Annotated in this window: 10 protein-coding genes and 1 pseudogene; 5 read left to right on the top strand and 6 right to left on the bottom strand. The window is 74.7% G+C overall.

All coding sequences use genetic code 11. From position 1 onward, the window contains the following. Nucleotides 1-339: 339 nt before the first annotated feature. From ACFV3R_RS02635 to ACFV3R_RS02650, 4 genes are all read right to left on the bottom strand, one after another. On the bottom strand, nt 340-1,803 hold the full coding sequence (locus ACFV3R_RS02635; protein WP_385574033.1) for a heme peroxidase family protein: 1,464 nt from the start codon (nt 1,801-1,803) through the stop codon (nt 340-342). A 554-nt stretch (nt 1,804-2,357) separates the two neighbouring features. Then, complete coding sequence (locus ACFV3R_RS02640) at nt 2,358-3,122, bottom strand: hypothetical protein (RefSeq protein ID WP_385574036.1); 765 nt, start codon at nt 3,120-3,122, stop codon at nt 2,358-2,360. Between the two features lie 299 nt (nt 3,123-3,421). Next, on the bottom strand, nt 3,422-4,354 hold the full coding sequence (locus ACFV3R_RS02645; RefSeq protein ID WP_385574039.1) for a hypothetical protein: 933 nt from the start codon (nt 4,352-4,354) through the stop codon (nt 3,422-3,424). 49 nt (nt 4,355-4,403) lie between these two features. Then, the gene (locus ACFV3R_RS02650) at nt 4,404-5,300 is read right to left on the bottom strand and encodes a universal stress protein (RefSeq protein ID WP_385574042.1); all 897 of its coding nucleotides are present in this window, start codon (nt 5,298-5,300) and stop codon (nt 4,404-4,406) included. A 223-nt stretch (nt 5,301-5,523) separates the two neighbouring features. Between ACFV3R_RS02650 and ACFV3R_RS02655 the strand changes: the two genes are divergently transcribed. After that, nucleotides 5,524-6,063: a hypothetical protein gene (locus tag ACFV3R_RS02655; protein WP_385574044.1), complete on the top strand. Its 540-nt coding sequence runs from the start codon at nt 5,524-5,526 to the stop codon at nt 6,061-6,063. Nucleotides 6,064-6,394: 331 nt separating this feature from the next. Here ACFV3R_RS02655 and ACFV3R_RS02660 read toward each other — a convergent pair. Both ACFV3R_RS02660 and ACFV3R_RS02665 read right to left on the bottom strand, forming a co-directional pair. Next, a pseudogene (locus tag ACFV3R_RS02660) lies at nt 6,395-7,075 on the bottom strand (ABC transporter ATP-binding protein); the annotation flags it as partial. An 89-nt stretch (nt 7,076-7,164) separates the two neighbouring features. Continuing rightward, the gene (locus ACFV3R_RS02665) at nt 7,165-8,664 is read right to left on the bottom strand and encodes an ABC transporter permease (protein WP_385574048.1); all 1,500 of its coding nucleotides are present in this window, start codon (nt 8,662-8,664) and stop codon (nt 7,165-7,167) included. Nucleotides 8,665-8,900: 236 nt separating this feature from the next. On the opposite strand from ACFV3R_RS02665, the gene ACFV3R_RS02670 reads away from it, so the two are divergent. The 4 genes from ACFV3R_RS02670 (at nt 8,901) to ACFV3R_RS02685 (ending at nt 13,330) form a co-directional block, all read left to right on the top strand. Continuing rightward, complete coding sequence (locus tag ACFV3R_RS02670) at nt 8,901-9,398, top strand: SigE family RNA polymerase sigma factor (RefSeq protein ID WP_385574051.1); 498 nt, start codon at nt 8,901-8,903, stop codon at nt 9,396-9,398. Further along, nucleotides 9,391-9,876 (top strand): hypothetical protein, encoded by a 486-nt coding sequence (locus ACFV3R_RS02675; RefSeq protein ID WP_385574054.1) that lies wholly within the window; start codon nt 9,391-9,393, stop codon nt 9,874-9,876. Before ACFV3R_RS02670 ends, ACFV3R_RS02675 begins: the two co-directional genes overlap by 8 nt. Before the next feature lie 346 nt (nt 9,877-10,222). Continuing rightward, nucleotides 10,223-11,476: a mannosyltransferase family protein gene (locus ACFV3R_RS02680; RefSeq protein WP_385574057.1), complete on the top strand. Its 1,254-nt coding sequence runs from the start codon at nt 10,223-10,225 to the stop codon at nt 11,474-11,476. Between the two features lie 438 nt (nt 11,477-11,914). Next, a complete protein-coding gene (locus ACFV3R_RS02685) occupies nt 11,915-13,330 on the top strand; it encodes an FG-GAP and VCBS repeat-containing protein (RefSeq protein WP_385574060.1) in 1,416 nt (471 codons plus the stop codon). Nucleotides 13,331-13,480: the final 150 nt, after the last annotated feature.

Below are 13,480 nucleotides of genomic sequence, written 5' to 3' on the forward strand. Positions count from 1 at the left end.
CCGGCGCCCTGTTACCCGCCTGCGACAGACCCTTACACGGCTGCGACACCGCACGCGGGACCGTGACGGGCGCGGCGCGAGCCGTCCCCGGCTGTCCGTCCCCGGCCGGCGGCACCGGCGCCGACGCGGGGCCGTGCGCGTGCCGGAAACGAGTGTGAGGGGCGGTGTCGGGCGCAGCGCCAGGGCGCGCGGTGGCGCGCCCCCGGGGGCCACCACGGGCGCACGCTGGGCGGAGACTGCCCGCGCTCCCTTGCCGGGTGCGGGCAGAGCCCCGGGACGGGCGAGGGGGCCCGGCCGTGCCTCCGGGCAGGGGGAGGCACGGCCGGGGGAACGGGAGGGTCAGCCGACGGCGCCCGCCACGTACAGCAGGTCCGCCACCTCGAACCGGCCGGGCTTCTCCCCCAGCGTCGGCCGCCACCGGGGGAAGACCGAACGGAAGGAGGCGGGGTCGGCGTCCAGCAGCGCCACCAGCACCTCGGTGACGATGCGGGTGCCCACCGGCCCCAGGTGGTGGCCGCGCGCCACGACCTCGGCCTCCTTGAGCACGTAGTACCAGAGGTAGACCGGTCCGGTGGTCCCCAACTCCTCGTCGGTGAGCGGGATCTCGCCGATCGCCCGCGCCACGTCCTGCCCCGCGGGCAGCCCCAGCGTCTCGCTGCGCAGCAGGTTGCGGACGGCGAGCGAGGCGACCGGCCGGGCGAGGGCGCCGCTCACCGCACCGGGCACCGCGCTCACCGGCAGGTCCAGCAACCGGGTGTTCAGGGAGGCGGCGAGGTGCCGCGCCGGCTGCGGCTCGACCTCCCGGGACACCTCGAAGAACAGCCGCCAGTCGACGGTGTGCTCCGGCAGGACCGGGCGGCCGCCGCGCAGGTCGGTACGGGGCGAGGGGGAGGCGTCCGGGTCGTCGGGGAAGATCTTGCCGAAGAAGTCCCGGTTGACCTGGTAGCCGGAGCGGACCGTGGAGTGCCCGAAGCGGAAGGCCGCGGCGGCGAACTCGACGGGGATGAAGGGCGCGCCCTCCGGCCGGAAGTACCGGGGCCCGTTCTCCACGACGTCCGCCACCACCTTGGCATCCCCGACCATCGGCAGGAACTCGTGCAGCACGATCCACTGGTAGTGCCAGCGCACCAGCTGGCGGGCGGAGGCGAACAGGGAGTCGAAGTGGTTGGCCACGTCGAGGAGCTGCTCCAGCGGCACCCCGTGCTGCTGGGTCCTCGGTTCGTCCCCGGGCGCTTCCGGGAAGGGCCTGCTGAACGCGTCGGTGATCTCGCCGCCCGCCAACCGGTCGACGACCGCGTTGTGGAACTTGGCCATGACCAGGTGGAACTGGCTGAGGAGCAGGTTCTCGTCGTTGCGCGGGTCACCGATCAGGGCGAGCCCCGAGAGGGTGCGCGCCAGGTCCACGCCGTCCGGGGTGTGGGCCAGCCTGCCCTCGCGGGAGCCGTCGTAGAGGTGCGGGCTGACCACCGGCCCGGCGCCGTAGAGGTTGTCCAGGTCCAGGCGGGGCGTGCGGAAGTCGGTGGTCGCGGACGGTTCGTCCCGTCCACCGAGCTGGGAGAGCACGTCCAGGGTCAGGTCGTGGTCGATGAACTGGCCGAGGAAGGTGAAGCCGGCCGGGAAGTCCGGGGCGAGCTGGTCCTCGCCGGTCTGGCCCCCGTCCATGAGCCCACCGGGCGCGCCGAACTCCAGTGCGCGCTCCAGCCCGGTGGCGCGCCGCGGCGCCAACTGCGGAAACATGCGGCCGAACGCGCCGCTGGTGCCGTTCGCGGCGGCGCGCGACGGCATGCCGTGAGATGCGGACATGAGTCCACCCCTTGTTCTGTTGTCCCCCGTGAGCGGCCCCGGACCGAGTCGACGGACGGCCGCCCCTTTCCCCTCAAACGGTAGGCAGTCCGCCGCGGGCCCGGACGCCACCCGGCGAGGTTCGTCCGGATCCCACCGGTCGGCCCCACCCGCCCGCAGCCGGCCCCGCCGCCCACTGACCAGGCCGGCCACCGCCACCGCCCACCAGCCCGGCGACGAGCTCCGGTCATCTCCGTCCCGCCGGTTTCGGCCACGCCGGTCTCGACCAGGCGGCACGGGGCGGCCGGCCTCGACCACTACGCGGACCGCCGAGTCCGGCCCCGCCACCCCGGCCGACCGGACCACCCCGACTGCCCCGGCCAGCCCGACTGCCCCCACCCGCCCCACTGGTCCCGGACGGCCGACGCCCCGCGCGGCGGCTCCAGGGGCTCGCGTCGCGCGGGGCGTCGTGCAGGAGGACGGGGGCACGGGGCGTTGCGTACCGGTGCGGTGCACCGGGCGTGGGCGCACCGGGCATGGTGTGCGGAGCCGCTCCGGGTGGCCCGATGGGTGGGTCAGCTGGGGCTGCTGGTGGGGCTCGCGGAGCTGCTGCCCGACGCGCTGGGGCTGCCGCTCCCGGAGGCGCTGCCGCTCGGCGAGGCGCTGCCGGCCCCCGGCGGGATCGTCGTCACCTTGTCACCGTTGGGGTCGACCACCCACCACTTGCCGCCGAAGGCCTCACGGCCCTGGCCCTTGACGTCCCCGGCCTTCTTGTCCCCCTCGAAGTAGTAGAGGGGGTGGTCCTTGTAGGTGATCTGGGTGGTGCCGTCGCTGCGCTTGGTGGTGCCGAGCAGACCGGCCTGCACACCCGTGCCGGCCGACGGCAGGATCGAGGGGCTGGCGGAGGAGCCGGCGGGGGAGCTGCTGCTGCCCGACGGGCTGGCGCTCTGGCTGCCGGACGGGCTGGCGCTCGCGCTGCCCGACGGGCTCTCGGTGGAGCTCGCGGAGGGGCTGCCGGAGGAACCCGAACCGGTCACCGCCGGCGGCCAGTCGCGGGCGCACTCGCCGGTGCAGGTGGACTTCGAGGACTTGTCGGCGTCGAAGAGGTAGAGGGTCCGGCCCTTGCCGTCGACGAGGATCCGGCCGAGACCGTCGACCCGCTCCGCCTTGATCTCGGAGGCCACCGCTGGGCTGGGCGAGGACGTGGCAGCCTCCACACCGGCTGCCGAGGTCGACGCCTGGGAGTGCGCGTTCCCGCCGCTCTGGCCGCACCCGGTAACCGTGACGGCGAACAGTGCGAGCGCCGCCGCAGCGGTCACGTTCGCGTACTTCTTACTCATGCTCGGGTCCCTCCGGTACGTCACCTCGTCGACAGCGGCCCGCCGGGAGGGGCCGCCCGTACCCACTTGAACCCAATGGTCACTGCGGGTCCACCGGAGAGGGCCGTCCGGTGGACCCCCGGTCGGAGCACGGCTCGGACCAGCGGCACGAGAGAGGTCTGAGCGAGGCGGAGGAACGGGGACGGAGCGGGACCGGAGCGGGGCGGGACGGGGACGCCCCGGCGCTGTCAGGCGCCGTCCGAAGTGAGGCAGGTCGGGCCACCGGCTTGCAGCGCACCCCCCGCCTCACCCGGAAACGATCAGTCGGCGTCCTTGGTGCCCTTGGTGTCCTTGGCGTCCTTGGCGTTCTTGGTGTCCTTGGCGTTCTTGGTGGGCTCGGCGTCCTCGGTGGCGCTGGAGGGATTGGCGCTTTCGGTGGCGCTTGTGGTCCCGGCCCCGGTGGTGTTGGCCTCGGTGGTCCCGGTGTCCTCGGCCTTGTCGGCGGGCCGGGCGGCCTCGTCCTCGGTCGGCTGCTCGGCGTCCGTGTCCTCGGAGGCGAGGTCCCGCCCGTCCTGGGCCTTCTCGCCGTCCTGGTGTTTCTCGTCCGTGCTGCCGTCGTCGAACCAGGCGTCAAGGGCGGCGTCGAGGTCGGCGGCCCACTGCTTGAGCCGGCTGCGGCCGGGGGCCTCGACCTCGCCCTCGTACCAGCGGCGGGGGCCGGTGTAGAGGGTGACGGTGAAGCGGCGGCCGAAGCGCGGGGTGCTGATCTCGACGGCGCCGATCTCGGCCCAGTCGAACTCGGCGACCTCCTCGTCCAGCCGGAAGGTCACGCCCTCGGCGTTGACCAGGATCGAGGCGCGCCGGTCCGACACCTCGAAGACGGGACCCTCGCCCCGCGCGGAGACCTTGGACGCCTCCCCGCCGGGCGTCTCCCCGCTCGCGGAGTCGTCGGCGGCACCCGTGGCTCCGGCCTCGTCGTCGGCGGCCTCCTCGGCGGCCCCCTCGTCCGCAGGCGCGGGGACGGCCGCAGCGGTCTTCCCGGAGGAGCCGTCACCGTCCTCCGCCGGGGCCTCGGTGGCCGGTTCGGTGCCTGCCTCGCCGGCGTCGCGGGCTTCCTCCGCCCGCGCCTTCTCGGCACCGTCACCGTCCTCCGGCGCCGCGGCGGGCGCCGGCACGGTGAGGCCGGGGATGGCGGCCGGGTCGAGGCCGGCGGCGTGCAGGGGCGGGGTGTTGGGACCGGTGCGCTGCTCCACGGCGGGCAGTATGGCGGATCGACCTGTGAGCGCGACAGCCGGGCTGGTCTCAGGCCCGCGGAACGACCAGGACGGGCGAGCGCGCGTGGTGCATCGCCGCGTGCGTGACGTGACCGATGCGCGGGCCCCACGGGGTGTGGCGGTGCGAGCGCCGGCCGACGACCAGCAAGGAAGCGTTCTCCGAGGCGTGCACGAGCCGTTCGGCGGGCCTGCCCGCGCAGGTCTCGGCGACCACCTCGACCTCGGGGTGGTCGCGGCGCCACGGTTCCAGCGCCGCCGTCAGCCGGGCGTCCTCCTCGGCGTGTTCCTCCGCGGTGGGCTCCGTCCCGGCACCGCTGCGCTCGGCGCTGCCGGTCGGGGCCCCACGTGCGCCCCGCGGCAGCCGGCCGCAGTGGAGCACGTGCAGCCGCACGCCGCGCCGTTCGGCCGCGGTGAAGGCCGGGGCGAGCAGGTCGTCGTCCGGGTGTTCCAGGTCGACGCCGACGAGGACCTCACCGGTCTCCTCGGCGCCGTTGGGGTCGGCGTCCGACCCGGCCTCGGGTGCGCGGACCAGCACCACGGGCAGGGTCGCGTGGGCCACCACGGACTGGGCCACCGAGCCGATGACGAAGCCGTGCAGGCCGCCCAGTGCGCGTGAGCCGAGGACCAGCGTCTCGGAGTCGTCCGCCACCGGCAGCAGCACGCTGACCGGTGGGCCGCTGACCCGTTCCCCCACCACGTCAAGGTCGGGATGGTGCGAGGCGAGGGTGGCGGCCTCGGTCCGGGGCAGGCTCTCCACCCAGCGGCGTTCGGTGCCGGCGTCCATCAGCGTGAGCGAGTAGGGCTGCCACTCCCAGGCGTAGACCACCCGGAGCCGCGCTTCGCTCCGCACCGCCTCCCGGGCGGCCCACTCGCCTGCCGCCTCGCTCTCCGGCGTGCCGTCGAAACCCAGGGTGAGCGTACGCATCACGGCCTCCTCGGTCAGCGTGCCACCGTGCCGTACCTTCCACGGTCCTGCGTCCACCGCGCGAGGACAAGGGCCCAGGCCACGGGGTGTGCAGCAGGGCGATGGCGGGGTGCAGGCGCGTTCGGTGGAGACTTCGGCGTCCGGGCCGCGGCGGAGAGGGGTCCGCGGGGACGGGCGAAGAAGCCTTGTGGCAGGCGCGTCCGTGCGGGTTGGATGGCATGTCATGGACGGGGGGACGGCGGCGGTGGTGGGCGCCCTGGTGGGTGGCGTGAGCGGTCTGGGCGGCAGTCTGCTGGCGCTGATCGGCCAGCGCTTGCAACAGCGCGCGCAGGCGAGGGCCGACCGGGCGCGCTGGCGCGATGATGCCCGCCGGGAGGCCTACACCAAGTTTCTGGACTGTCTGGAACGCCTCAGCGCGCAGTGGTGGACGACCGCGGACCTCATGCGAACCGATCCCGGCGCCGCCGAGCTGCGCGAGGAGCGGTACTCCCGCGCCCACGAATTGTGGACGGAGCTGACCGCTGCCGTAGGCGCAGTCTCCGTTGCCGGTCCCCGAGAGGTCACACAGGTGCTGGAACCGCTGCTTGACGCGGTGAGCAACCTGGATGAGGTCGGCACCGACTGGCGGGACGCCCTTCGGGCCGGTCGGCAGCTAGAGCTGGGACGCTGCGCGGACCGGTTCGACGCGGCCCTCGCCGGGCTTCAGGCGCCGCGCGCCGCCTTCCGCCAGGCCGCCAGAGAGGCTTTGAGTACCGACAGTTGAGCCGGCCGACCGGCCCGCATCCCGGCCGCCCGACCGGGTCGCCTCACCCGGCGCGCACGCCGTGCTCCCCACCGTGCGCGCCCGGGACGCCGCCGGAGCCTCCCGGGGAGCTCTACCCAGAAGCTCCCGCCCAGCGCCCCGGCCACGGAAGGTCCGTCCCCGCTCAGGCCCCCGGCACGTCCTTCCCCGCAGCCGCAGCCGCAGCCCCAGCCCCGCTCCCCTCGCCGGCTGCCGGGGACTTCTGGGCCGCCGGGGGTTCGGTGGAAGGGGCGGGGGCGTCGGTCGGGGTGGGACTCCCGGGGCGCGACGGGCGGGTCGCCTTCGCCGGCCGGGCGCCCTTCCCCGCCGAGAGGGTCACCTTGCCCTTGCGGATGGTGGCGAGCCGTTCGGCGCGGTCGGCCAGCGCCGAGTCGTGGGTGACCATGACGAGCGTCAGCCCCAGCTCCTTCCACCGCTGCTCCAGGACCTCCATGACCTCGTCGCGCATCGCCTCGTCGAGGTTGCCGGTGGGCTCGTCGGCGAGCAGGACGCTGGGCTCCTTGACCAGGGCCCGGGCGATGGCCACCCGTTGCTGCTGGCCCCCGGAGAGCTCACCGGGCAGGTGGCTCCGGCGGTCGCCCAGCCCGACCGACTCCAGCGCTGCGACGGCCCGTTCACGACGGACCGATCCCTTCGTGGCCAGCGGGACCAGCGCCGACTCGACGTTCTCCTGGGCGGTCAGCGTCGGGATGAGGTTGAAGCTCTGGAACACGAACCCGATGCGTTCGGCCCGCAGCCGCGTCAGACGCGCCTCCGGCAGGCTCGTCAGGTCGGTGCCGTCCAGCTCCACGACGCCGGACGTGGCCCGGTCCAGGCCGCCGAGGAGTTGCAGCAGCGTGGACTTGCCGCCGCCGGTGGGGCCCTGGATGACGAGCTGGGAGCCGGCCTCGATGGTGAGGTCCACTTCGTTGAGGGCGAGCACGGCCTGCTTGCCGCGCGGGTAGCGCTTGGTGACGCCGGTGAGCCGGTACATCGGCTTCCTCCTGGTGTGTTGCAGAGGTGGGGAGGGAGGGGAGGGGCGCGGAGCGGGCGGCCCGCACCCGAGGGCGGGGCCGCCCGCCCCTACGCGACGCGGGCGAGGGCGTCCGCGGGACGCAGCCGGGAGGCGCGCCAGGCGCCGAAGCCGCCGGCCACCAGCCCGCCCGCGACGGCGAGACCGACGGCGAGGAGGACCACCGAGACGCTGACCGGGGCGCTGAGCACCACGTCGAGCGTGTGCTGCGCGGCCCGGCCGGCGCCGCCGAACCCACCGCCTGCCCCGCCGCGTCCCATGCCGCCGCCGGGGCCGCCCGGGCCGCCACCCGCCTGGGCCGTGCCACCGAGCGAGGCCGACAGGGTGGGGCCGATCGCCGTCACCACGTACGCCGCCGCGATGCCGAGGACAATGCCCAGGACCCCGCCGAGCAGGCCGTTGACGACGGCCTCACCGACGACCTGTCCGGTGACCCGGCTGCTGCGCCAGCCCAGCGCCTTGAGCGTGCCGAACTCGCGGACCCGGCGGCTGACGGCCGAGGAGGTCAGCAGACCGGCCACCAGGAAGGCGGCGACCAGCACGGCGATCGACAGCCACTTGCCGACGTTGGTGGCCAGGCTCGCCGCCGTGGACAGCGAGCCGGAGACGGTGTCCGCCAGGTCGGCGGAGGTGGTGACGGTGGTCCCGGAGACATGCTTCTGGACGGCGCTCTTGACCGCGTCGATCGACTGCGAGTCGGTCGCCCGGACGTAGACGGTGGTGACCTTCCTGGCGCTGTCCGCCAGCTTCTGGGCGGGGGCCAGCGGCATGTAGACGTCGGCCGAGGCGTCCCCGCTGTCGGCGGTGGCGATGCCCACCACCGCGAACTTCGTGCCCGAGACGGTGAGGGAGGAGCCCACCTTCAGCTTCTGCTGCTTGGCGTAGGAGCTGTCCACCACCACCTTCTTGGCGTCGGCGTCCTTCGTGGTGAAGCCCTTGCCCGAGGTGATCTTCGAGGTGGTCATCGGGCCGAGACCGAGGTGCTCGGTGTCCACGCCGTAGAGCGAGTAGTTGTTCACGTCGAACTGGGCGCCGCCGCCGGTGACCTCACCCTGCGGGGCGCCGCCCTGCCCGCCCGTCCGGCCGCCGTAGCCCCCGCCCTGCTGCCCGCCGCTGCGCTGCTGCCACTGGCCGCGCTGGAACTGGCCGTCGATCTTCAACACCTGGAGCCGGAGGCCGCCCACCGCCTGGGCGACGCCCTTCTGGTCCGCGACCTTGGCGACGGTGGCCTCGGAGAGGGTCTGGAAGCCCTGCACCATCACCCGGTCGCTGGACTGCCGGCTGTCGTCCCCCTCATCGCGCGCCTTGAAGTTGAACCGCCGCCGGTCGTTCCCGGAGCCCGAGTCCGGCGCGGTGGCGGCCTTGGTGACGGTCATGTCGGTGCCGAGCCCGTAGAGGGACTGCAGCACCGAGCCCTGGGCCTTCTGCATCCCGGTGGAGACCGAGGCGACGACGATCACCAGCGCGATGCCGAGCCCGAGGCCGACTGCCACGACGAGTGACGCCTTTCTTCGACGGCGCAGCTCACGCCGGAGGTAGGTGAAGAACATGGCCGGAACCTAGGGCGGTTGGTTAGGGGAACCCTGTGAAACCGATGAGAGGAACATGAGGGACCGGTCACGGTTCGGCCGCGCCGCCTCGGGGCCGCCGACCGGGTACGACCGCTCCCGGACGAGGGCCACGGGCCTCCTGTGACGCACGTCACCGCCCCGTCTCCCGGTCCGTGTCAACCAACCGCCCTGCGCCAGGCGTATGCCGGACGAAGCGAGAGATCCGGGAGCGGCAGTTGACCGTCGAGGAGTTCGAAGAGTTCTACGCCCGGACGGTCACCCGGCTCACGGGGCAGTTGTACGTGATGCTCGGTGACCTCCACGAGGCGCAGGACGTGGTGCAGGAGGCGTTCGTCCGCGGTTGGAGCCGGCGGCGGCAGCTGGACCGTGAGGGGCGGCCCGAGGCGTGGATACGCACCGTGGCGTGGCGCCTGGCGGTCAGCCGGTGGCGGTTCGGCCGGCGGTCGGCGGACGCCTGGCGGCGCCGGGGCGAGCCACCGCACGTCGAGGGCCCGGGTCCGGAACAGGTGGCGCTGGTGGCGGCGTTGCGGGGGATCGCCCCCCAGCAGCGGCGGACGCTGGCGCTGCACTACCTGTGCGACCTCACCGTCGAGCAGATAGCCCAGGAGACGGCGCTGACGACGAGCACGGTCAAGACGCACCTGAGCCGCGGCAGAACCGCCCTCGCACACCGCCTGCAGGACCCGCACATGGAGGAGGCCCACGGTGCCTGAGTCCCAGGACCCGCTGCGGTCCCTCTTCCGGCAGGCCGCCGAGACCGGCCGGGCCCGTGCCGTCCCCGCTCCCGCCTCGTACATCACCGAGCGCGGCCGGCGGGCGCGGCGCCACCGTCTCGCCCTGACCGGCGCGGCGGCCTGCCTGGTGGCCGGTTGCGGCCTGGCGACCGCGGTCCATCTGCTGCCCCCGGCCCCCGCCACCTCGACCGTCCCGGCGACCAGCCCGGCTCCGAGCGGCCCCGCTCCGACGAGCCCGCCGCCCACCAGCCCGCCGAGCGGTACACCGTCGTCCGGTACCCCGTCCCACGGTGCTCCGTCCGGTGGCCCCGGGACGGCGACCACCAGCCTGCCGCCCTCCGCCACCACCTCCGCCACGTCGTCCGCCACCTCCACGCAGCTGCCCGGGGCGGGGGCGACCCGCGACCCGTCCGGGACGGCCACGACCCACGGGGGCCCCACCACCTCCGCTCCCTGAAGCCGACGCCAACCCCCGCCCCCGCCCCGCCCCCGAGCGCTCGGTGGGCCGCCCCCGGGCGACCCCGCCCCGCCCGCGCCCACCCGGAGGAGTACCGATGCCCCCACCCGGCATACGCCGGCCCGTGCCCGCCGCCGCCGTCACGTGGTCCGGCGGAGGACGCCGCCCCCGGCCGGGATCGTCGGACGCGGACCTGCCGGAGGCGACCTTCGGCACCCACGGACCGCACGGGAGGCACGGACCGCACGGTCCGGACAGGGTGCACGGGCCGGACGGGCCGGACGGGGCGGTCGTGGCAGGGGGCCGGGGCGTGGCGGGGGCCGGAGTCGTCGCGTCCGCTCCGGCGGTGGTGGACGGTCCGGCCCGGGGGGCGGGGGAGGGCGGCGCGGCCCGGGCGCCGGGGCGTGCCGTGGTCCGCTTCCTGGCCCGGTTCCTCGGCGCGGCCGACCGCGAGGTGCTGTGGTGGTACCTGCTCACCCGGGTGGCCGTCGCCACCACGGCCTACTGCACGCCCTGGCTCTTCCCCTCCGACCCGGGCGCCCGCGACCCCGGTCCCTTCCTCGCCCCGTTCCAGCACTGGGACTGGAACCACTACCTCAACATCGCCCGGGACGGCTACTTCCCCGGCGGCAACGGTCCCTGGACGCCGGGCTGGGACAACCGGGAGGCCTTCTTCCCCGGATTCCCGCTCGCCCTGCGGGCCGTCCACACCGTCCTGCCGGACTGGACGGTGGCCGGGCTGACCGTCTCCTTCGCCGCCGGAGCCGTGGCCGTGGTGGCCCTGGCCCGTATCGCCCGTCTCCACCTGCCCGTTGCCGACGCATCCCGCGACGCCTCCCTCGACGGCAGCCGCAGGGCGGACGTGGGACGCCGGGCGGTCCTCTTCCTCCTGCTGTCCCCCTGCGCGATCTTCCTGGCCCTCGGCTACACCGAAGCACTCTTCCTCGCCCTGGCCCTCCCCGCCTGGCTCGCCGCCCACAACCGCCACTGGCCGTTGGCCACCGCCCTGACGGCCCTGGCCACCTGCGTGCGCGTCAGCGGCCTCTTCCTCGCTGCCGCGCTCGCCCTGCACTTCGTCCTCACCGCCCGTACCCGCTCCCAGTGGCGCCGGGCTCCCTGGCTCGCGCTGCCCGCCCTGCCCGCCGTCCTCCACAGCGCCTACCTGCACGCCCACACCGGTGACTGGATGGCCTGGAAACACGCCGAGGAGCGCGGCTGGTACCGCACCTTCCACCCGCCGTGGGAGGCCTGGCGCAACACCTGGCACAGCGCCTTCGGCCACCACCAGACCACCGGATACGCCGTCATGTTCCAGGCGGAGCTGGCGGCCATGGTCGTCGGCCTGGTCCTGCTGGTGTTCCTGATCCGGCGCCGCAGCTGGCCGGAGGCGCTCTACATCGCCCTGACGCTGTGGGCCCTGGGCACCTCGTACTGGTTCATGTCCGTGCCCCGCGCCACCCTGCTGTGGTGGCCGCTCTGGGTCCACCTCGCCGTCCGCAGCACCCGCACCCCCAAGCTCGGCGCCCTCTACCTCACCCTCAGCGTCCCGCTGACGGTCCTGCTCGCGGTGGCCTACCTGTCGGGGCGGTGGGCGGGGTAGGCCGGCGGCGGACAGCACGGCGGGAGACCTCGGGCGGGCGCCACGGCCAGGCAGCGTCGACGGCGGTGAGGAGCCGCCCACGGATTCCCCTGCCGCCCCGTACAACTCTCCGGCCCCACCAGGCGTCTCCTCTGAGGGGTCCTTGCCATATGAGCGTCCGATGAGGTCGCGTGGTCTGGTGCCGTGCATCGCAAGGCGCCGGAGAGTCCTCGTAGCGGAGCTACCAGGGCTTTTCGGCAACGCCGCGAGGTGCGGTGCCAGACCACGCGGCCCGGGCGGGCATATGGCAAGGACCCCTTAGCCGACCGCGAGGTACGCCCGGGCCTGCACCCGCCGTGCGGTGCCCGGCGGCCCGGGGTCGGCTCCGCGCGCGCAAGGGCCGTCCGGGCCTTGCCCGGCGCGCGGAACCGGGCTCACACACAGGGGAATGAAGTCACCATGCATCAGCGCTCGCGCACCGCTCCCGTCCTCGCGGCGGCCCTCGCCGCCGGGCTGTTCGCCGCGGTACCGGCCCATGCCGCTCCCTCGGCCTCCCCGCACGGGCGCAGCGACGTCAACGGCGACGGGTACGGCGACCTGGTCACCGCCTCGGAGGCCACCGTGGCGGGCCTTGCCCACGCCGGGGCGATCGTGGTGAACACCGGTTCCGCCGACGGGATATCGGCCAAGCGGGTCCAGATCGTCACGCAGAACTCCGCCGGCGTGCCGGGTGCCGCGGAGAAGGGCGACCTGTTCGGCTCGGTACTGGCCACCGCCGACCTGAACGACGACGGCTACACCGACGTGGTGGCCGGCACCCCGGCGGAGGACGTCGACGGTGACGTGGACGGCGGCACCGTCGCCGTCCTGTGGGGCACGAAGTCCGGGCTCGGCAGCGGCACCACGCTCCCCGACCCGGCACCCTCCGCGCACGACCGCTTCGGCGACCGGCTCGCCGTCGGCGACTTCAACGGCGACGGGCAGCCCGAACTCGCCGTCGGCACCGACAGCAACGACGTGTGGATCTTCGAGGGGGTCTCGTCGGCGGGCGCCACGGGCAAGCGCAGGCTGGACACCGCCGTCGCCGCCGACGGCCCGGACTACTACCGCTCCCTGGCGGCCGGGGACTTCGACGGCGACGGCACCGACGACCTCGTGGTCGGCGGTCGCTACGACGAGGACAACAGCTTCGACGGCGCCGCCCTCGTCTACCCGGGCGCTGCCGGCGCCTACACCGTCCTGCCCGACGAGGCCCACGTGGCCGCCGCCGGCGACTTCGACGGCGACGGCCGGGACGACCTGGTCACCGGCTCCCCCGACGACAACTCGATCACCGCCTACCGGGGCGGCGCCCAGGGACTGGCGGCGTCCTCACGCACCACCCTGACCCAGGACAGCCCCGGCGTGCCCGGCGTCACCGAGCAGGAGGACTCCTTCGGCGACGCCGTCGCGGTGGGCGACGTGAACCGGGACGGATACGCCGACGTGGTGGTCGGCGACGACTTCGAGGCCATCGGAACGGTGCAGAACGCCGGCGAGGTCGTCGTCCTGCACGGCTCGGCCGCCGGGCTCACCGGCACCGGCGCGCAGGTCGTGCACCAGGGCACCGAGGGCGTGCCGGGCGCGAACGAGACCTACGACCGCTTCGGGGCCACCGTCCGCCTGACCGACACCGACCGTGACGGCTACGACGACCTGGCCGCCGCCGCACCCACCGAGAACACCAGCAACGGCGCGCTGTGGAGCCTGCACGGCTCCTCCGGCGGTGTGTCCGCCGGGAAGGCGGTCAGCTTCTCGGCGGCCACCGCGGGCCTGTCACAGGAGCCGTACCAGTACTTCGGCCAGTCCATGCCGACCAGCACGTACGGGTCCTGAGCCGACCGGCGCGCACGGCCGCTGAGCCGACCGGCGCGCACGGCCGCTGAGCCGAGCGCCGCGTACGGTGTCCGGTCCGAGCGCCGCGTGCGGGGTCCGGTCCGACCGGCGCGTACCGGGCCGGCACGGTCGCCCGCGGGTGACGGGCCG

It is taken from the genome of Streptomyces sp. NPDC059740, assembly GCF_042733155.1.
GTDB lineage: Bacteria > Actinomycetota > Actinomycetes > Streptomycetales > Streptomycetaceae > Streptomyces.

Excerpts from the sequence above, each read along its gene's own strand:
- ACFV3R_RS02650 (WP_385574042.1), bottom strand. The coding sequence starts at position 5,300 with ATGCGTACGCTCACCCTGGGTTTCGACGGCACGCCGGAGAGCGAGGCG.
- ACFV3R_RS02655 (WP_385574044.1), top strand. The coding sequence starts at position 5,524 with ATGGACGGGGGGACGGCGGCGGTGGTGGGCGCCCTGGTGGGTGGCGTG.
- ACFV3R_RS02685 (WP_385574060.1), top strand. The coding sequence starts at position 11,915 with ATGCATCAGCGCTCGCGCACCGCTCCCGTCCTCGCGGCGGCCCTCGCC.
- ACFV3R_RS02635 (WP_385574033.1), bottom strand. The coding sequence starts at position 1,803 with ATGTCCGCATCTCACGGCATGCCGTCGCGCGCCGCCGCGAACGGCACC.
- ACFV3R_RS02640 (WP_385574036.1), bottom strand. The coding sequence starts at position 3,122 with ATGAGTAAGAAGTACGCGAACGTGACCGCTGCGGCGGCGCTCGCACTG.
- ACFV3R_RS02665 (WP_385574048.1), bottom strand. The coding sequence starts at position 8,664 with ATGTTCTTCACCTACCTCCGGCGTGAGCTGCGCCGTCGAAGAAAGGCG.